This is a genomic window from Nocardiopsis sp. MG754419 (assembly GCF_018207095.1).
In the GTDB taxonomy this organism is placed as follows: Bacteria; Actinomycetota; Actinomycetes; order Streptosporangiales; family Streptosporangiaceae; genus Nocardiopsis.
Window position 1 is genome coordinate 18,295 of sequence record NZ_QOCZ01000039.1, and the last position, 18,773, is coordinate 37,067.

General features: G+C 69.9%; 15 protein-coding genes. 6 read left to right on the forward strand and 9 right to left on the reverse strand.

The window, feature by feature from the left end; translation table 11 throughout:
* The first annotated feature begins 61 nt into the window (after window positions 1–61).
* Window positions 62–1,150 carry a DUF3866 family protein gene (locus tag DSY14_RS10445; RefSeq protein WP_211716305.1) on the forward strand — a complete coding sequence of 363 codons (1,089 nt, stop codon included), beginning with the start codon at window positions 62–64 and terminating at the stop codon, window positions 1,148–1,150.
* 35 nt (window positions 1,151–1,185) lie between these two features.
* On the opposite strand, the gene DSY14_RS10450 is transcribed toward DSY14_RS10445, so the two are convergent.
* The 6 genes from DSY14_RS10450 to DSY14_RS10475 all read right to left on the reverse strand — a co-directional run bounded on the left by DSY14_RS10450 (window position 1,186) and on the right by DSY14_RS10475 (window position 7,209).
* Window positions 1,186–2,223, reverse strand: a complete 1,038-nt coding sequence (locus tag DSY14_RS10450) for a methionyl-tRNA formyltransferase (protein ID WP_211716306.1) — start codon at window positions 2,221–2,223, stop codon at window positions 1,186–1,188.
* 183 nt (window positions 2,224–2,406) lie between these two features.
* Complete coding sequence (locus DSY14_RS10455; RefSeq protein ID WP_211716307.1) at window positions 2,407–3,516, reverse strand: FKBP-type peptidyl-prolyl cis-trans isomerase; 1,110 nt, start codon at window positions 3,514–3,516, stop codon at window positions 2,407–2,409.
* Between the two features lie 180 nt (window positions 3,517–3,696).
* Window positions 3,697–5,055 (reverse strand): Pup--protein ligase, encoded by a 1,359-nt coding sequence (gene pafA, locus DSY14_RS10460; protein WP_211716308.1) that lies wholly within the window; start codon window positions 5,053–5,055, stop codon window positions 3,697–3,699.
* A 104-nt stretch (window positions 5,056–5,159) separates the two neighbouring features.
* The gene (gene prcA, locus DSY14_RS10465) at window positions 5,160–5,918 is read right to left on the reverse strand and encodes a proteasome subunit alpha (protein WP_211716309.1); all 759 of its coding nucleotides are present in this window, start codon (window positions 5,916–5,918) and stop codon (window positions 5,160–5,162) included.
* A 58-nt stretch (window positions 5,919–5,976) separates the two neighbouring features.
* Complete coding sequence (gene prcB / locus DSY14_RS10470) at window positions 5,977–6,822, reverse strand: proteasome subunit beta (protein WP_211716310.1); 846 nt, start codon at window positions 6,820–6,822, stop codon at window positions 5,977–5,979.
* A gap of 183 nt (window positions 6,823–7,005) precedes the next feature.
* Window positions 7,006–7,209 carry a ubiquitin-like protein Pup gene (locus tag DSY14_RS10475; RefSeq protein ID WP_211716311.1) on the reverse strand — a complete coding sequence of 68 codons (204 nt, stop codon included), beginning with the start codon at window positions 7,207–7,209 and terminating at the stop codon, window positions 7,006–7,008.
* Window positions 7,210–7,876: 667 nt separating this feature from the next.
* Between DSY14_RS10475 and DSY14_RS10480 the strand changes: the two genes are divergently transcribed.
* The 3 genes from DSY14_RS10480 (at window position 7,877) to DSY14_RS10490 (ending at window position 12,112) form a co-directional block, all read left to right on the forward strand.
* Window positions 7,877–9,034 (forward strand): S1 family peptidase, encoded by a 1,158-nt coding sequence (locus DSY14_RS10480; protein WP_211716312.1) that lies wholly within the window; start codon window positions 7,877–7,879, stop codon window positions 9,032–9,034.
* A 1,016-nt stretch (window positions 9,035–10,050) separates the two neighbouring features.
* The gene (locus DSY14_RS10485; protein WP_211716313.1) at window positions 10,051–11,214 is read left to right on the forward strand and encodes a S1 family peptidase; all 1,164 of its coding nucleotides are present in this window, start codon (window positions 10,051–10,053) and stop codon (window positions 11,212–11,214) included.
* A gap of 238 nt (window positions 11,215–11,452) precedes the next feature.
* Window positions 11,453–12,112, forward strand: a complete 660-nt coding sequence (locus DSY14_RS10490; RefSeq protein WP_211716314.1) for a TMEM175 family protein — start codon at window positions 11,453–11,455, stop codon at window positions 12,110–12,112.
* A 249-nt stretch (window positions 12,113–12,361) separates the two neighbouring features.
* Here the strand turns inward: DSY14_RS10490 and dop are convergent, their stop codons facing one another.
* From dop to DSY14_RS10505, 3 genes are all read right to left on the reverse strand, one after another.
* Window positions 12,362–13,888: a depupylase/deamidase Dop gene (gene dop / locus DSY14_RS10495; RefSeq protein WP_249187655.1), complete on the reverse strand. Its 1,527-nt coding sequence runs from the start codon at window positions 13,886–13,888 to the stop codon at window positions 12,362–12,364.
* A gap of 275 nt (window positions 13,889–14,163) precedes the next feature.
* Window positions 14,164–15,933, reverse strand: coding sequence for a proteasome ATPase (gene arc / locus DSY14_RS10500; protein WP_211716315.1), 1,770 nt, complete (start codon window positions 15,931–15,933; stop codon window positions 14,164–14,166).
* 288 nt (window positions 15,934–16,221) lie between these two features.
* On the reverse strand, window positions 16,222–17,184 hold the full coding sequence (locus DSY14_RS10505) for a tRNA (adenine-N1)-methyltransferase (RefSeq protein ID WP_211716316.1): 963 nt from the start codon (window positions 17,182–17,184) through the stop codon (window positions 16,222–16,224).
* A 199-nt stretch (window positions 17,185–17,383) separates the two neighbouring features.
* Here DSY14_RS10505 and ppgK point away from each other — a divergent pair, with 199 nt between their 5' ends.
* The gene (gene ppgK / locus DSY14_RS10510; RefSeq protein WP_211716317.1) at window positions 17,384–18,145 is read left to right on the forward strand and encodes a polyphosphate--glucose phosphotransferase; all 762 of its coding nucleotides are present in this window, start codon (window positions 17,384–17,386) and stop codon (window positions 18,143–18,145) included.
* A 207-nt stretch (window positions 18,146–18,352) separates the two neighbouring features.
* Window positions 18,353–18,715, forward strand: a complete 363-nt coding sequence (locus DSY14_RS10515) for a ParB N-terminal domain-containing protein (protein ID WP_211716318.1) — start codon at window positions 18,353–18,355, stop codon at window positions 18,713–18,715.
* Window positions 18,716–18,773: the final 58 nt, after the last annotated feature.

Here is an 18,773-nt window from a genome sequence, read left to right on the forward strand (position 1 = left end):
GCGGGGCCGCGAACGCGCGTCCTCCCACCTTCGGTTCAGCTCCGACGGTACCGTGCCGACCATGATCCGGTGGCGCCGTGGTGAAGTCCGTGAACTCCTGCCCTCCTGGCCCGGTGTCCGCCTGTGCGGGGTCGCCCTCGCGGGCGGCGCCACGGAGACCCCGACGACCTGCCGGGCCCTGGCCTACACCGACCTCGTGGGCTCCCCCGAGGTGGGCGACACGGTCCTGCTCAACACCGGGGCCCTGGACCTGGGTCTGGGCACCGGCGGGTACGCGCTGGTGGTGGCCGTCCCCGATCGACTGCCCGCCGATCACGAGGGCCCCGGACACCTGGTGAAGGCCCGGTACACCCCGTTGCAGGCCACCGTGCTGGGCGTGGACGAACAGGACTCCCCGCACCACGAGACGCTGCGGCGTGCTCACGGGATCGACGGCATGCCGGTGGTGGTGGCCGACCTGCACTCCGCTCTGCCGGCCGTGCTGGCGGGAGTGCGCGCCGAACGCCCCGGCACCCGGGTGGTCAACGTGATGCTGGACGGTGGTGCGCTGCCCGCGGTGTTCTCCCGCGTCCTCGGCGCGCTGCGCGAGCACGGACTCCTGGCCGGCTGTGTGACCACCGGCCAGGCGTTCGGTGGTGACCTGGAGGCGGTCACGGTGCACTCGGGCCTGCTTGCGGCACGGCACGTCCTGGGCGCGGAACTGGCCGTGGTCTGTCAGGGGCCGGGCAACCTGGGCACCGGGACGCCGTGGGGCTTCTCCGGAGTGGCCTGTGGGGAGGCGCTCAACGCAGCCGCGGTCCTGGAGGGACGCCCGGTGGCCTGCCTACGGATCAGCGAGGCGGACCACCGGCCCCGGCACCGCGGGGTCTCCCACCACAGCCTGACCGCGTACGGAAGGGTGGCCCTGGCCCCCGCGGAGGTGGTGGTGCCCGACCTGCCGGGCGACTTCGGAGCGAGCGTGCGCGACCAGGCCTGGCCACTGGGCGCGCGGCACACGCTGGTGGAGGTGTCGACCTCCGGTTTGGAGGACGCGTTGTCGGCGCTACCGGTGCCGGTCTCGACGATGGGACGCGGGCTGGAGGAGGATCGCGCGGCGTTCCTCAGCGCGGCGGCGGCCGGTCGCCACGCCGCGCGACTCCTGGGCCTTTGAAGGCCGCACCGCCGGGCCGGGCCCGGGTGCCTCGATCAGAGTTCGGCGCCGCCCCGCAGCCGGGCCGCGGGGCGACGATGCTCGGCGTCCCCGTTGCCGGGGACGGGGGTGCGCCGGGTGGCGGCGAGCATGTGCTCGGAGGGCGCGTCGAAGTACCGCCCCGGACGGAACATGGCCAGTGAGGTGGGATCGGCGGCCACACCCTCGTCAACACTCACCGCCTCGGGCACGAACACGACACCGTCACCGCAGGTGACACCCCATACTCGCCCGGGGCCCGCGGACACGATCTGCCCGGCCTGACCGCCCACCGCCTCCGTGGACAACGCCCCGGAACGGAAGGTGATGCGGGCGCCGCCGAACATCGCGAACGCCCCCGGATAGGGAGAGGACAGGGCGCGGACCATGCGGTCCACGTCGCGGCCGGCAGCGGTCAGGTCCAGGTGCCCGTCACTGGGACGCCGTCGGGGCCAGACCGACACGTGGCCGGACTGGGGCCGCCGGGGTGCGCGGTCCTCCAACAGGGGGTCCAGGTTGCGCATGAGGAGTTCGGCCTGGAGGCGGCCCACCCGCTCGTAGAGACCCGTGGCGGTGGCGTCGGCCGGCACGTCGAAACGGATCCGGTCCACGATGTCGCCGGTGTCGGCCTCCCGGGCCAGGTGGAACAGGGTGACGGCGCTGGCGCGCATGTCGCGCAGGATCGTCCAGGGGATGGGGGCCCGCCCACGCCCCACCGGCAGCGGCGAGGGGTGCAGGCCCACACCGCCCAGCGGCAGTGCGGCCAGGACGTCCTCGTGGACCAGCTGCGACCACCCGGCCACCACCATGAGGTCGATGTGGTGGGCGGCCAGGGCGTCGCGGACCTCGTCACCGTTGATGTCGGCGGCGCGCACATGCGGCAGGTCATGGCTGCGGGTGATGGTCTCGTAGTCGACGTAGCCACAACGGTGCGCGAGCTCGGCGGGATAGGACACCACCAGGTCCGGTGGACGCCCCTGTGCGCAGAGTTCCTCCAGCGCCGGCATCCCCAGGCGCAGGCCCGACACGTAGCAGAACCGCCGTCGCTCCGGCATGGCTCCCCCTCGCCCGTCATCACACTGGGGGCCGACTCTACGCAGCGCGGGTCGCCTTCCCCCGCAGGTCCGTCCCCCTCTGCGTGTCATCGCGCGCGGGCACGGCGACGCCCCCGCCGCGGCTGCGACGGGGGCGTCGGTGGAACCTCACGTTCGGCTCGGGCCCGAGGGCCCGGCCGGGGCTCACTCCTCGGTGTCGGCCTCGGGGTCCTCGGCCTCGGGGTCGGACGCCTCCTCGTCGGCGCCCTCGCCCTCGGTCTCCTCCGGCTCGGGCGGCGGCGGGTTGTCGTAGGCGCCCAGCACGTCGACCACGAAGACGAGGGTGCCCACCGGGCCGCCCATCGCCTCCTCCTCGGTCTCGCCGTAGGCCATGGAACCGGGAACGACCAGCATGAGTCGGTCGCCCACGTTGGCACCGACGATACCCTCGTCCCAGCCCTCGATCACGGCGCCACCGCCGATGGTGGTGTCGAAGGGTGCGCCACCGCGGTCCCAGGTGGAGTCGAACACCTCGTGGGAGCCGTTCTCCTCGGCGTCCCAGCGCACACCGGTGTACTGGACGATGACCTGCTGGCCGTCCTCGACCTCGGCGCCCTCACCCTCGATGAGGGGGGCGACCTCCAGGTCCTCGGGGGCGTCGCCCTCGGGGATGTCGATCTCGGGGCGGCTGTGGCCGTCCTGGGTCACGGTGGGCAGGTCGCCGCCACCGTCATCGGTCTGCTCACCGGGCACGACCGCGCCCTGGCTGTAGCGGTCCATCAGGTCGATGACGAGCACGCTGGCACCCTCGGGCGCCTCCTGGCCCATGGCCTGGGCCTGCTCGATCTCCTCCTGGCTCAGCGGCGGGAACACGTACACGGCCCGGCTGCCGAGCGGCTGGCTCACCAGCGTCTCGGTGATGTACTCCGGCATCTCGTTCATGCGCACGAGGTCGGGAGCGCCCGAGGCGTAGCTGGACTGGCCCTCCATGGCCTCGCCCTCGCCCGGTCCCGTCCACTGGTACTGGACGACGTTGGCGACCACGAGGTCCTCGGCGCCGACCAGGACGTCCTCACCGGAGCCCTTGCTGACGATCCCCGAGATCTCCTCCTCGGGAGGCTCGTTGTCGGGGAACGTGATCTCGGGTTCCTCACCGACCTCGCCGGTGACGTCGGGCAGCCGCGGGTCCAGCTCCTCCGCGTTCATACGCAGGAAGGCGGGCGTCTTCCAATCCTCGGGGATCGATCCGCAGCTTGAGACCACCAGGGCGATGGCGGTCAGGGGCACCGCGAGGGCGGCGGCACGTCGGTGCATGGGTCACAACCTCTGATTTCCGACTCAGGACAGGCTCACACTACCGAAGAGAGCAAGTCCGGCCACCCGCTGAGAACTCCGGGAACGCCGCAGGCCCCGTCGGGCGGCGCGAACAGCCGTCCGACGGGGCCCGTGACCTCGGAACCGGTGATCGGGGTCGACCCTGGCACCGGTGTCGGTTCACATGCCGGCGATGAGTTTCTCCACGCGCTCGTCCACCGACTTGAACGGGTCCTTGCACAGGACCGTCCGTTGGGCCTGGTCGTTGAGCTTGAGATGCACCCAGTCCACCGTGAAGTCACGGCGCTGTTCCTGGGCCCGGCGGATGAACTCGCCGCGCAACCGCGCCCGGGTGGTCTGTGGCGGCACGGACTTGGCCTCGAAGATCTGGAGGTCGCCGACCACCCGGTCCATCTGTCCGCGGTTCTGCATGAGATAGAACAGGCCTCGGTCGCGGTGGATGTCGTGGTAGGTCAGGTCCAGCTGGGCCACCCGGGGCGAGGACAGCGACAGGTCGTGCTTGTCCCGGTACCGCTCCAGCAGGAGGTACTTGGCCACCCAGTCGATCTCCCGGGAGACCGTCTCCAGGTTCTGGGTCTCCACCGCCTCCAGGGTGCGCTGCCACAGGTCCAGGACCCGCTTGCCCACGGCGTCGGTGCCGTGCCGGTCGACGTAGCTCTGCACCTTCTCCAGGTACTCGCGCTGGATCTCCAACGCGCTGGCCTCACGACCGTTGGCCAGTCGCACCTTGCGCCGACCGGTCATGTCGTGGCTGACCTCCCGGATCGCCCGGATGGGGTTCTCCAGGGTGTAGTCGCGCATGACCACACCCGCCTCGATCATCCGCAGCACCAGGTCGGTGGAGCCGAGCTTGAGCAGGGTCGTGGTCTCGCTCATGTTGGAGTCGCCCACGATGACGTGCAGACGGCGGAACCGCTCGGCGTCGGCGTGGGGCTCGTCCCGGGTGTTGATGATCGGGCGCGAGCGGGTGGTGGCCGAGGAGACGCCCTCCCAGATGTGCTCGGCGCGCTGACTCACACAGAACAGGGCGCCGCGCGGCGTCTGGAGCACCTTGCCCGCACCACAGATGATCTGGCGGGTGACGAGGAAGGGGATGAGGACGTCGGCGAGGCGTCCGAACTCCCCGTGCCGGCCCACGAGGTAGTTCTCGTGGCACCCGTAGGAGTTGCCCGCGGAATCGGTGTTGTTCTTGAACAGGTAGATGTCACCGGCGATGCCCTCCTCGTGCAGGCGCTGCTCGGCGTCGACCTGCAGCCCCTCCAGGATGCGCTCGCCGGCCTTGTCGTGGGCCACCAGGTCCAGGAGGCTGTCGCACTCGGGGGTGGCGTACTCGGGGTGGCTGCCCACGTCCAGGTACAGGCGGGCCCCATTGCGGAGGAACACGTTGCTGCTGCGCCCCCAGGAGACCACCCGTCGGAAGAGGTAACGGGCGACCTCGTCCGGCGACAGGCGGCGCTGCCCCCGGAAGGTGCACGTGACCCCGTACTCGTTCTCCAGCCCGAAGATCCGTCGTTCCACGTGGCCTCACCAACTTCCCGTCACCGCGGTGCGGACGACGGGGCCGCGTCGTCCACATCCCTCCGGCCGGTGCGGCGCCCCGGTGGCGCCGCACCGTAGTCCTGTCAGTCCTGGTCGGCCTCACCGTCGGCGGTGTCCGTGCCGGCGGAGGCGCCGGCGGCGTCGCCGCTCTTCCCCTGCTGGATGAGGGCGGTCAGGCGGTCGCCGTGGATACGGCGGAACTTGCGGTGCTGTCGGGAGCGCTCCAGCACGGCGACCTCCAGGTTGCCGGCCTCCAGCTCACGCTCCTCGCCGTTCTCGTGGGCCAATGCGTGGGTGGCGGTGTTGAGCGCCGCGCTGAGCGAGGAGCCCGACTCGAAGCGTTCCTTGAGCACACCGGCGACGTGCTCCGAGGAGCCGCCGACCGCCACGTACCCCTGTTCGTCGACGATGGAGCCGTCGAAGGTGATGCGGTAGATCTCGTCCTCGGCCGCGGTGTCGCCCACCTCGGCGACGACGATCTCCACCTCCCACGGCTTGAGGCTCTCACTGAAGACGGTGCCCAGGGTCTGGGCGTAGATGTTGGCGAGCTGGCGCCCGCTGACGTCGCGGCGGTCGAACTGGTAGCCCCGGACGTCGGCGAACCGGACGCCCATCAGGCGCAGGTTCTCGAACTCCGGGTAGCGCCCGACCGCGGCGAAGCCGATGCGGTCGTAGAGCTCGCTGATCTTGTGCAGGGTGCGGGACATGTTGTCCGCCACCATCAGGATTCCGCCCTCGTACTGCAGGACGACGGCGCTGCGGCCGCGCGCGATGCCCTTGCGCGCGTAGTCCGCCTTGTCCTTCATCTGCTGTTCGGGGGCGACGTAGAACGGCATCGACACCGCGGATCGTTTCCTTACCTAATCGGGAGAGGTCGGGTGGTGAGGCTCCGGGCCCCGGTCAGTCCAGCAGGGCCGTGGGGCCGTCGGGGTGAGCGGCGCGCCCCTCGACCACCTCCGTGGCCAGACGGGCGACCTCTTCGGTGGGGACACGGCGGTGACCGTCCTCGGTGATGACGTCGACCAGGGGGTAGATCCCTCGGTGCAGATCGGGACCACCGGTGGCGGAGTCCTCGTCGGCTGCGTCGTAGAGCGACTCCAGGGCGACCTTGATGGAGGTCGTCTCGTCCAGGTCGTCGCGGTAGAGCTTCTTGATGGAGCCCTTGGCGAAGACCGAACCGGAGCCGATGGAGTGGTAGCGCTGCTCCTCGTAGCGACCGCCCACCGCGTCGTAGCTGAAGACCCGACCCTGTTCGGTGGTCTCGTCGAACCCGACCAGCAGGGGGATCACGACGAACCCCTGCATGGCCATCCCCAGGTTCCCCCGGACCATCTGGGCCAGCTTGTTCGCCTTACCCTCGAGGGAGAGGGAGCGGCCCTCCAACTTCTCGTAGTGTTCCAACTCCACCTGGTAGAGGCGGGCCAGTTCGATACCGATACCGGCGGCCCCGGCGATGGCCACGGCGGAGTACTCGTCGGTCCGGTACAGCTTGTCCATGTCCCGGTTGGCGATCACGTTGCCCTGTGTGGCCCGCCGGTCCCCTGCCAGCAGGACGCCGCCGGGGAAGGTCAGGGCGACGATGGTCGTCGCGTCCGGAGTGAGGTGTTCGGCGCTCCCTCCGGCGGCATCCAGGTGCCGTCCGGGCAGCAACTCGGGGTTGACCGCCCGGAGGAACTCGGTGAAGGACGAGGTACCCGCACTCATGAAAGCGGCCGGCATCCGTCCGCCCTCGAACCCTTCGAACACGCGACTCCCTCCACTCGCGTCCCACCCCGTCTCGGGGGCGGGTGGGACGTCTTCATCCGTTTGTGTGTCGACCTGTACTCGGACCGGGATCGTCCCGGCCGGGTCGATGGGTTCGACCCTAACCCTGTGCGCCCCGGGCCCGACGGGTCCCGGGTTCGCTGTCAGCGAACCGCTCGGCGGCGGTCACTGACCGCCCTTCTGCACGAACTGCCGCACGAAGTCCTCCGCGTTGCTCTCCAACACGTCGTCGATCTCGTCGAGGATGTCGTCGACGTCCTCGTCCAGCTGCTCGTTGCGCTCCTGGGCCTCGGTCGTGGACTCGGCCTCCTCGACCTCCTCGTCCCGGCGCGTCCCGTGCTTCTGTCCGCCGCTGTCCTTCGTCGCCATCGTTCGCAACCTCCCGTTCGGGGCTCTCGCCCTTATCTTGGCCCAACGGCACCCGGCTCAACCCCCTTCCCGGGGCCCGATACCCGCTAGTTACCTCGTCGTCCCCCGGTGCGTGCGCGCGGGGCGGGGAGGTGGACTCGGTTTCGCCGGTGACGTCGATCCGGGCGTGTCCCGACGAGGACCGCCGCGCGACCCCGCACACCCCTCTGTGTGACATACGCACACTCGTTCACATGGCGAACTTGATCTTGGCGTTGTACAGCCCGCTGACCATGTGGGTTACATCTGCGTGCCCGAACCGTCGCTGATGGTACGACGTCCCAGCGTCCGCATCCGGCCACACAAGCCCCCTTGATCTACTGACCGGTTTGTGATCCATGTACACGGCGTTCATAAAAGTCAAGGTCAACCAACTCGTGACTCAGCGTGAACCCCACAATAGATTCGGTCATCCCATGATCCTCTTGCCCCCTGGCTGAACTCCCCTCTTCTTGGGGTTCCGATGTCCAAGATGTGCACTTATGGTGGGGCTTCGTTTACCGAGTGTCTCGGTGAACGGGGACCCGCCGACCACGACGGGTCTCGATACGCGGGACCCGCACCGTCCACCCCCGGGCGGACGGGGCATCCCGCTATCCCGCCCCATCCCCTAGGAGAGTAGGGATCAATGCGACCCTCCCCCGTTATCTCCGCGATCGGCACGGGAGCCCTGGCCTTCGGGCTCACGCTGTCCGTGGCTCCGGGCGCCGGAGCAGCGACCGTGCCGACCGAGCCCGTCACTCAGGACGACTCGGCCGTCAGCATGGAGGAAGCGCTTGAGCGCGACCTCGGCCTCACCCCGTTCGAGGCCGAGGAACTGCTCGACGCCCAGGCTGCGGCCTTCGGTCTCGACGAGGCCGCGACCGAGGCCGCGGGCGACGCCTACGCCGGCTCGATCTTCGACACCGAAACGCTGGAGCTGACCGTCCTGGTGACGGACTCCTCCGCCGTCGCGGGCGTCGAGGCCACCGGTGCCGAGGCCGACGTGGTCTCGTACGGCATCGAGGGCCTGGACGAGATCATGGACGAGCTCGACGCCACCGGCGGCCAGCCGGGTGTCGTCGGCTGGTACCCCGACGTCGCCTCCGACACGGTCGTGATCGAGGCCGCGGACGACGCCGACGCCCAGAGCCTCATCGAGTCCGCGGGTGTGGACGCCTCCGCCATCGAGGTGGAGACCACCTCCGAGCAGCCCGAGCTGTACGCCGACATCGTCGGCGGCGACGCGTACTTCATGGGCGGCGGTGGACGCTGCTCCGTCGGGTTCGCGGTCACCGACAGCTCCGGTGGCGACGGCTTCGTGACCGCCGGCCACTGCGGCACCGTCGGCACCTCCGCCGAGAGCGAGGACGGCTCCGGTTCCGGCACCTTCGAGGAGTCGGTCTTCCCGGGCAACGACGCGGCCTTCGTCTCGACCGGTTCGAACTGGACCGTCACCAACCTGGTCAACATGTACAGCGCCGGTGGCACCCAGTCGGTCGGCGGTTCCTCCGAGGCTCCGATCGGCTCCGTCGTGTGCCGCTCGGGCTCGACCACCGGTTGGCACTGCGGAGAGATCGAGGCCCGCGGCCAGACGGTGAGCTACCCCGAGGGCACCGTTCAGGACCTGACCCGCACCGATGTCTGCGCCGAGCCCGGTGACTCCGGCGGCTCGTTCATCAGTGACGACCAGGCCCAGGGCGTCACCTCCGGCGGCTCGGGCAACTGCTCCAGCGGTGGTACGACGTACTACCAGGAGGTCGGCCCGATGCTCAGCTCGTGGAACCTCAGCCTGGTGACCAGCTGACCCACGCGTTCGGTCCTTCTGTGACGCCCCCGTCCGCTTTCGAGCGGGCGGGGGCGTTCGCGTTTCCACCGTGCCTCCGGCCCCGCGCCCCGCGCCCCGGGCAGCACCGTCCCGGCCCGCTCGCGGAGCGGCGTGAACGTGCCCGGCCCCTGCCCTCGGGGCGAAGCGACGGGGCGGTGTTCGCAGGAACGCCGGCGGCGGGCCCTCACTCCCCCTCGGACAGGCGTCCCGGTCCGGCGGCGAGCGAAGCGCGGTGCGGTGCGGTGCGGTGCGAAGGCACCACGCACCGACCCCGCCGGACGAGGCCCGGCGGGCACCGGACCGCGGCACGATCCCGGGGCACACGTGCGCCGGGGCCACCGACGCCACGACCACCGTGGAGCGAGAACGCCTCCCGCTCTCCTTCCCCTCGACCCATCCCCGCGGACCGACACGGCCCAAGGGGTCGACGAGGGGCCGGGGACGCGCCCTCGCGGCGGTCCTCTCCCCCCGGCGGCGGCTCCTCCACACCGCCGACGGACCGGGCCCTCACGCCACCAACGGTAGCCCGAAGCGACCGTGTGTCCGCATCCGGCCATCGCGCCGTACGTCCACACCAGAGCGCGCCGCGGCCGTTCCCGTCCCGACCGTTCACAAGCCAGGCCCATGACCACGCCTGTTACGGGAGTGTGTCGGAGTGACCACGGTTGGTACGTGGTACCGGCGTCCGCATGTGGCCATTCTGCCCCTCTTGCGAATATCGCCCCGCTTCGGTCGGTGATCGTTCGCCTCCGGTAATCACAAGGTGGGCCGAAACCGCCGCAACGGAAAGCGACGGAAGCCGGCCGATCATCACATCACCGGATATCGCTTTGCATGCTTTTCCGTCATGACGGTCTTTCGCTCGCCAAAACGTGCACTTATGGTTAGGCGTTGTTTACCGGGTGTCTCGGTCTCGGCCGAAGTCCGGTGAACGGCGGCGGTCGAACGCACTCGACCGCCGATCCCCCGTACATCCCCCAAGGAGAGTAGGGAACATGCGACCCTCCCCCGTTGTCTCCGCCATCGGCACGGGAGCCCTGGCCTTCGGCCTGGCTCTGGCCACCTCCCCCGGCGCCCTCGCGGCCACCGGAGCCGTCCCCCAGTCCCCCGCTCCCGACGCGGCCGAGGCCACCTCCATGGCCGAGGCCCTCCAGCGCGACCTCGGCCTGTCCCCGTCCCAGGCCGACGAACTGCTCAGCGCCCAGGCCGAGGCGTTCGAGGTCGACGCCGCCGCCACCGAGGCTGCCGGCGACGCGTACGGCGGCTCGCTCTTCGACACCGACGCCCTCACCCTGACCGTGCTGGTCACCGACGCCTCCGCCGTGGACGCGGTCGAGGCCACCGGCGCCCAGGCCGAGGTCGTCACCCACGGCCTCGACGGTCTCGACGACATCGTCGCCGACCTCAACGCCGCCGGTGACCAGGCCGGCGTCGTCGGTTGGTACCCCGACGTCGCCGGGGACACGGTCGTCCTGGAGGTCCTCGAAGGCTCCGGGGCCGACGTGGACGGCCTCCTGGCCGACGCCGGTGTGAGCTCCGCCGACGTCACCGTGGAGACCACCTCCGAGCAGCCCGAGCTGTTCGCCGACATCGTCGGTGGTCTGGCCTACTTCAACAGCGGCGGTGGACGCTGCTCGGTGGGCTTCGCCGCCACCAACTCCGCGGGTCAGCCCGGGTTCGTCACCGCCGGTCACTGCGGCGGCACGGGTGCCGGCGTGAGCATCGGCAACGGGTCCGGCACCTTCCAGCACTCGATCTTCCCGGGCAACGACGCGGCCTTCGTGCGCGGCACCGCCAACTTCACCCTGACCAACCTGGTGAGCCGCTACAACACCGGCGGCCACGCCACCGTGTCCGGCGCGAGCCAGGCGCCGATCGGCTCGCAGGTCTGCCGCTCCGGCTCCACCACCGGCTGGTACTGCGGCACCATCCAGGCCCGCGGCCAGACGGTGAGCTACCCGCAGGGCACCGTGCAGAACCTGACCCGCACCAACGTCTGCGCCGAGCCCGGTGACTCCGGCGGCTCGTTCATCTCCGGCAGCCAGGCCCAGGGCGTCACCTCCGGTGGCTCCGGCAACTGCAGGGTCGGCGGCACCACCTTCTACCAGGAGGTCACTCCGATGCTCAACACCTGGGGCCTGACCCTGCGGACCTCCTGATCCGTAGAGAACCCGGGTGGCGGTGACACCACCGCGGCTCCTCCGGCGTCCCCGTCCGCGTCCGCGGGCGGGGACGTCCCCGTTCCCGGCCCCGTCAACGGGTCTCCCGCTCCGTGGCGACGTACCGTGGTGCGAGAGGGGAGACGCTCCCCACCGACCACGCGGCCGGTTCCACCTCGTCCTCGGTGGAACGGACCCGACACGACCCGGGTCGGGCCGGGAAGGGCCCAGGGCCACCATGAGCACGACCATGAAGTTCACCCGGGAGTCCCAGGAGTACGGGCGCAGTCTCGGGTTCTTCGACGCGGTCTACGGTTTCGCCCTGACCATGTTGATCGCCAACATCGACGTGCCTCCCGCCGCCGCCTGGGCCGACCTGAGCACACTCCTGTCCCACGGCGTCGGCTACCAGATCCTGGGCTTCCTCATCAGCTTCGCCGTCATCATCACGTTCTGGCGCACCAACCAGGACCTGGTCCGCCGGCTCAGGGGCTTCGACGGGACGACCCTCAACCTCAACATCGTGCGCACGTGCCTGGTGGTCTTCATCCCCTTCACCACCCAGGGCATCAGCGACCCGGAGACGACCGCGTTGGCGCTGCCCACGGTCCTGTACGCCCTCAACGTGGCGCTGGCGATCCTCATCCAGATCGCCATGTTCCAGGTGGCCCTCAACCACGGCCTCTCGCGCGAACCCGTCCACCCGCGGATGCGCACGGCCGAACTGCTCGGTGCCCTGGTCACCCCGGCGGTCTTCCTCGCGTCGGTCCCGGTGGCCCTGCTGTACGGAGGCACACCCGGAAAGCTGACGTGGCTGAGCCTGCTGGTCCTGGCTCCGCTCGGTGAACTCCTGGTGCGCCGCACCGAGCGGAGCACCGGCGCCACCCGGCCTCCGTGACGCCTCGCCTGCGAGACACGTCCCGGGCCCGCCCGACGCGACCGGACCCACTCGAGGAGATGCGGTGCCGGCAGGCGGGCGCCCGCACACCGGCGACGATCCCGGTGCGGAGCGACCCGCGCCGGGGCGACGCACGCACCCTGCGGTGAGCGCGACGTCCGGACCGTCGTGCTCTGCGGGACCGGCACCGCACGGCACGACGGCGCCCACCCCTGCTCCCGGGGTGGGCGCCGTCGAGACGGGTGAGTGTCAGCCCTTGCGACCGCGACCGGCCAGGACCGAGACCAGGTCGGCCGCCGTGTCGGAGGCGTCCAGCAGGGCGCCCACGTGCTCCTTGGTGCCCCGACGCGGCTCCAGGGTCGGCACCCGCTGGAGCGAGTCGTACCCGGGCAGGTCGAAGATGACCGAGTCCCAGGAGGCCGCCGCCACCGAGTCGGCGTACTTGGCCAGGCAACGCCCGCGGAAGTAGGCGCGGGTGTCTTCGGGCGGCTCGGTGATCGCGCGGGTCACCTCGGTCTCCTGCAGCAGTCGTCGGATCCGTCCCCGGTCCGCCAACCGGTTGTACAGGCCCTTGTCGGACCGCACGTCCGAGTACTGCAGGTCCACCATCTGCAGGCGCGGGTGGGACCACTCCAGAGAGTCCCGGGTCCGGTAGCCCTCCAGCAGCTTGAGCTTGGCCACCCAGTCCAACTGGTCGGACAGTTCCATCGGGTCCGAACCCAGAACGGTCAGCACCGCCTCCCAGCGGTCCAGCACATCGGCGGTGTCGGGATCCACGTCCGTGCCGAACCGGTCCTCGACGTACTTGCGGGCCTGGTCCAGGTACTCGCCCTGCAACTCCAGAGCGGTCATCCGGCGGCCGTCGCGCAGGCGGACCCGGTGGGTCAGCCCCGGGTCGTGGGAGACCTCCCGCAGGTCCGCGACGGACGTCTCCAGCGACAGGTCGTCCCTGAGGAACCCGTCCTCGATCATCGACAGGACCAGCGCGGTGGTCCCCAGCTTCAGGTAGGTGGAGATCTCGCTCATGTTGGCGTCACCGATGATCACGTGCAGACGCCGGTACTGGTCGGGGTCGGCGTGCGGCTCATCGCGCGTGTTGATGATCGGCCGCTTCAGGGTCGTCTCCAGACCCACCTCGACCTCGAAGAAGTCGGCGCGCTGGGAGAGCTGGAACCCGCTGCCCTGCCCGTCGGACCCGATGCCGACCTTGCCCGCACCGCAGATCACCTGGCGGGAGACGAAGAACGGGATGAGGTGGCGGACGATGTCCCCGAAGGGCGTCGACCGGTTCATCAGGTAGTTCTCGTGGCACCCGTAGGAGGCGCCCTTGTTGTCGGTGTTGTTCTTGTACAGCTGGATCGGCTCGATGCCCGGGGTGGTGGCCGCCCTGGCCGCGGCGTCGGCCATGACGCGTTCGCCCGCCTTGTCCCACAGCACCGCGTCACGCGGGTTGGTGACCTCGGGGGCCGAGTACTCCGGATGGGCGTGGTCCACGTACAGGCGGGCGCCGTTGGTGAGGATGACGTTGGCCAGCCCCAGGTCCTCGTCGGTCAGCTGGGTGGGGTCGGCCACCTCACGAGCGAGATCGAACCCGCGCGCGTCGCGCAAGGGGTTCTCCTCCTCGAAGTCCCATCGCGCCCGCCGCGCCCTGGCCGCCGAGGCGGCGAGGTAGGCGTTGACCACCTGTGTGGAGGTGACCATCGCGTTGGCCCCGGGGTTGCCCGGCACGGAGATCCCGTATTCGGTCTCGATACCCATAATCCGCCGCACACTCATGGTGAGAGGTTATCCGCACAGGCGCCGTCTTGAACGCTTCCGCTCCAATTGTGGTCCGAGGACCGCCGTCCCGGGCGTTTCGAATGGCCGTTCAACAGTGCGTCCTCGCAGTTCAGAGCAGATTTCGGAGGTGATCGAAAAAGGATGGCCCCGACCCCGACCGCACCATCGTCCAGGGCCGAACCGCGTTCGTTCTCGGTACGGGTGAGGCCCGCCGGGGAACAGCCCCCGACGGGCCTCGAAGCGGTCGTGACCGCGAGCGAGCGTGGTGTCTCCTACAGGTACTGGCCGGTGTTGGCGACCGTGTCGATGGAGCGACCCGATTCGGCGCCCTTCTTGCCGGTCACGAGCGTCCTGATGTAGACGATCCTCTCGCCCTTCTTCCCGGAGATGCGCGCCCAGTCGTCCGGGTTGGTGGTGTTGGGCAGGTCCTCGTTCTCGCTGAACTCGTCGACGCAGGCCTGCAGCAGGTGCGAGACCCGGATGCCCTTGGACGTGTTGTCGATGAAGTCCTTGATGGCCATCTTCTTGGCCCGCGAGACGATGTTCTCGATCATCGCGCCGGAGTTGAAGTCCTTGAAGTACAGGACCTCCTTGTCACCGTTGGCGTAGGTGACCTCCAGGAAGCGGTTCTCCTCACCCTCGGTGTACATCCGCTCCACGACCCGCTGGATCATGGCGTCCACCGTGGCCTTGGCGGACCCGCCGTGCTCGGCCATGTCCTCCTCGTGCAGCGGCAGGTCACCGGTGATGTACTTACCGAAGATGTCGCGGGCCGCCTCGGCGTCGGGCCGCTCGATCTTGATCTTGACGTCCAGTCGCCCGGGCCGCAGGATCGCCGGGTCGATCATGTCCTCCCGGTTGGAGGCGCCGATGACGATCACGTTCTCCAGGCCCTCGACGCCGTCGATCTCGCTGAGCAGCTGCGGGACGATGGTGTTCTCCACGTCGGAGGACACACCCGAACCGCGTGTGCGGAAGATCGAGTCCATCTCGTCGAAGAACACGATGACCGGGGTTCCCTCGGAGGCCTTCTCACGAGCCCGTTGGAAGACCAGGCGGATGTGCCGCTCGGTCTCGCCGACGTACTTGTTCAGCAGCTCCGGACCCTTGATGTTGAGGAAGAAGCTCTTGCCGACGTCCTTGCCGGTGCGCTCGGCGACCTGCTTGGCCAGCGAGTTGGCGACCGCCTTGGCGATGAGCGTCTTACCGCAACCGGGTGGGCCGTACAGCAGCACACCCTTGGGCGGACGCAGCTGGTGCTCGTAGAAGAGCTCCTTGTAGAGGTAGGGCAGCTCGACCGCGTCGCGGATCATCTCGATCTGCCCGGAGAGGCCACCGATGTCGGTGTAGGCGATGTCGGGGACCTCTTCGAGGATGAGCTCCTCGACCTCCGACTTGGGGATCCGCTCGTACACGTACCCCGACCGGGGTTCGAGCAGCAGCGAGTCACCCGCACGGATCGGCTCCTCACGCAGCGGCTCGGCCAGCCGCACGATCCGTTCCTCGTCGTGGTGCGAGATCACCAGCGCGCGTTCGCCGTCCTCAAGGATCTCCTTGAGCATGACGACCTCGCCGACGGTCTCGAAGGACTCCACCTCGACGACGTTGAACGCCTCGTTGAGCATGACCTCCTGCCCCGGACGCAACCCGTCCAGGTCCACGGAGGGACTGACGTTGACCCGCATCTTGCGGCCGTTGGTGAAGATCTCGACGGTCTCGTCCTCGCGCGACCCAAGGTAGACACCGAAGCCCGACGGCGGCTGCGCGAGCCGGTCGACCTCCTCCTTGAGCGCCACGATCTGCTCGCGCGCCTCCGTCAGTGTGGAGACGAGCCGTTCGTTCTGCCCGTTGGCGCCGGCGAGGTTGGCCTGGGCCTCCCGCAACCGCTCTTCCAACAGACGCACATGTCGGGGCGAGTCGGCGAGCTTACGCCGAACCACGCTGAGTTCCTTTTCCATGTAGGAGACCTGGGCCGTGAGTTCAGCGACTTCACGGTCCCGGTCGTCTTGACGCTCGTCTTCGCGCTCGGCCACGTCCGCCACCTCCCTTTGAGAAGGACGACTACTCGGGAACCTACCTACCCCTGCCCATTTCCTAACCTCCCAGCTTCGAGGAGTGTCGTGGGCCTCACTTTCACACCTTGCATCAGGCCAGGTCACGGTGGTAGCAGATCACCCGACGTAATGAGAAAGTAACCTCTGAGGCGTGAACAGGGCAAGCGCATTCCGAGCGTTTTTCCGACCGCCACCGGCCACCCGGCCCGCTCCGGACACGACGAGGCCCGCCTCGGAGCTGATCCGAGGCGGGCCGTCGATGTCGGGTGGGGAGGCCTACTCGGCGGGCCGGTCGGCCGCCGTGCTCGTCGCCGACTCCCCCTCGGCGGTCGGGGTGGAGGTCGGGGTACCCGTGCCCTTGGCACCGGCCCGCGCCGCCTCGTAGTCCTTGCCGTAGGCGCCCTTGGCCGGGCGACGGCGACGCTCGGGCGCGGCCACGCCGTCGGCCAGACGGCGCGCGACCACCAGGAACCCGGTGTGGCCGATCATCCGGTGGTCCGGGCGGACCGCCAACCCCTCCACGTGCCAGGTGCGCAGCATCGTCTCCCACGAACGCGGCTCGTAGAAGCGAGCGTCCTCGCGCAATTCCTCCACCACGCGGGACAGCTGGGTCGTGGTGGCCACGTAGCAGCACACCAGCCCGCCGGGGATCAACGCCCCCGCGACCGCGTCCAGGCACTCCCAGGGCGCCAACATGTCCAGGAACACCCGGTCCACATCGGTCTCGTCGAGCTCCTCGACCAGGTCGCCCACCGTGAGGCGCCACGCCGGGTGCGGACCACCGTAGAAGTTCTCCACGTTCTTGCGGGCGATCTCGGCGAAGTCGGCCCGGCGCTCGTAGGAGTGCACCATGCCCGTCTCACCGACCGCGCGCAGCAGCCAGTTGGACATGGCGCCGGAGCCGGCCCCGGCCTCCACCACACGGGCGCCCGGGAAGATGTCGGCCTCCACCAGCACCTGGGCGGCGTCCTTAGGGTAGACGATGGTCGCCCCGCGTTTCATGGACAACGTGTAGTCGATGAGCAGGGGGCGCAGCGCCACGTAGGCCGTGCCGGTGTTGGAGGTGACGACACTGCCCTCGGGTTCACCGATGAGCACATCGTGGTCGACCTTCCCCTTGTGCGAGTGGAAGGCGCCACCCTCGCGCAAGGTGATCGTGTGCATCCGCCCCTTGGGGTCGGTCAACTGCACGGTGTCGCCATCGGTGAAGGGGCCGCGGCGGCCATGGATACCGGTCAACGTCGCTCTCGTCTTCCCACGTCGCGTTCGGGTTGGGCAGTCGTCCAGCGTATCGGTCCCCGGCACCGCGCCGAACCGTCCGACCCGGCGCAACGTTCGGGCCTCGGGGCGTGCGAATCCCCCCGCCGTTGGGCAGTATCAGGCATGTGGCAGCCCCACAGACCCGATCAGCACACGAGGATCACGGGAGACACGACCCATGTCAGAGCCGACCACGGGCCTGGGAATCGACATCGGCGGCAGCGGTATCAAAGGCGCCCCCGTCGATCTGGACTCCGGTGAGTTCCTCCGCGACCGCCTCAAGATCCTCACACCCGAGGAGGCCGGACCGCAGGTGATCGCGGACATCGTCGCGCAGATCGTCGACCACTTCCCCGAGGCCGCGGGCGCCCCCGTCGGCATCACCTTCCCCGGGGTCGTGCAGGGGGGCACGGTCCACACCGCCGCCAACCTGCACGGCGCCTGGGTGGGCACCGACGCGCGCGCCCTGTTCGGCGAGGCGGTGGGGCGCCCCGTCCGGGTGCTCAACGACGCCGACGCAGCGGCCCTGGCCGAGACCCGCTACGGCGCCGCGGAGGGCGTGGGCGGAACGGTCCTCCTGACGACCCTGGGCACCGGTATCGGCACCGCCCTGGTCGTGGACGGTCGACTGGTCCCCAACACCGAGTTCGGGCATCTGGAGATCGACGGACACGACGCCGAGACGCGCGCCTCCTCCGGGGCCAAGGAGCGCGACGGCCTGTCCTACCACGAGTGGGCCAAGAAACGGCTGACGCGTTACTACCGGACCATCGAGGACCTCGTGTGGCCGGACCTGATCGTGGTGGGCGGCGGTGTGAGCCGCAAGTCCGACAAGTTCCTGCCGTTGCTGGAGATCCGCACCCCCATCGTCCCGGCGCGGCTGCGCAACACGGCGGGCATCGTGGGCGCCGCGCTGGCCGCGACCCAGGACCTCGCCTAGATCGTGTCGCCTCGGGCCTCCGCCGCGCCTCGGCGCGTGTCCGCGGGCCCGGCGGCAGGACGGGGACCCTCGACGCCTCCAGTGTGACGGCCTTTGCCTCGCCGTCCCACCTCCGGCACCGCGCGGGGTCGCGGACCGCACCGCGCGCCGGCCTCCGGGCCGAAGACCGACACCGACGGTCCGTCGAACAGAGCCGAGGAGCTCCACGTGTGCCTTCCCCCGTCGCCCGCCCCGCTCCCGCTGCCCACCGCGCTCGTCGCCCGTCACCGGGCGGTCGATCGCGAGATCGTCGGCTCCGCGCTCGTGGACACACCGCGGCACCTGGACCGGCTCACGTCCGACATCGCCGAACGCGGCATCCTCACGCCACTGCGTCTGGGGTTCAACGCGCGGTTCGCCACGCTGGACGGCAACCACAGGATCGCCGTCGCCCTGCGGCTCGGCCTGGCCTCGGTCCCCGTCACCCTGCACCCGGTGCCACTGGTCCCGCGCCCGGACCACGCACGCACCGTGAGCGCACGGGACCTGACCGCGCTCCGACGGGCTCGTCACCACGCGGGAGGCACCTGACCCACCCGGGGAAGGGGGTGGGGCGCCTGGCGTACAGCGGGGGTCGTACCGCCAGGCG

Bases quoted from the DNA above. Each gene is read 5' to 3' on its own strand.
- DSY14_RS10485 (WP_211716313.1), top strand. From the start codon at position 10,051: ATGCGACCCTCCCCCGTTGTCTCCGCCATCGGCACGGGAGCCCTGGCC.
- DSY14_RS10450 (WP_211716306.1), bottom strand. From the start codon at position 2,223: ATGCCGGAGCGACGGCGGTTCTGCTACGTGTCGGGCCTGCGCCTGGGG.
- DSY14_RS10445 (WP_211716305.1), top strand. From the start codon at position 62: ATGATCCGGTGGCGCCGTGGTGAAGTCCGTGAACTCCTGCCCTCCTGG.
- DSY14_RS10455 (WP_211716307.1), bottom strand. From the start codon at position 3,516: ATGCACCGACGTGCCGCCGCCCTCGCGGTGCCCCTGACCGCCATCGCC.
- ppgK (WP_211716317.1), top strand. From the start codon at position 17,384: ATGTCAGAGCCGACCACGGGCCTGGGAATCGACATCGGCGGCAGCGGT.
- DSY14_RS10475 (WP_211716311.1), bottom strand. From the start codon at position 7,209: ATGGCGACGAAGGACAGCGGCGGACAGAAGCACGGGACGCGCCGGGAC.
- DSY14_RS10480 (WP_211716312.1), top strand. From the start codon at position 7,877: ATGCGACCCTCCCCCGTTATCTCCGCGATCGGCACGGGAGCCCTGGCC.
- DSY14_RS10490 (WP_211716314.1), top strand. From the start codon at position 11,453: ATGAGCACGACCATGAAGTTCACCCGGGAGTCCCAGGAGTACGGGCGC.
- dop (WP_249187655.1), bottom strand. From the start codon at position 13,888: ATGAGTGTGCGGCGGATTATGGGTATCGAGACCGAATACGGGATCTCC.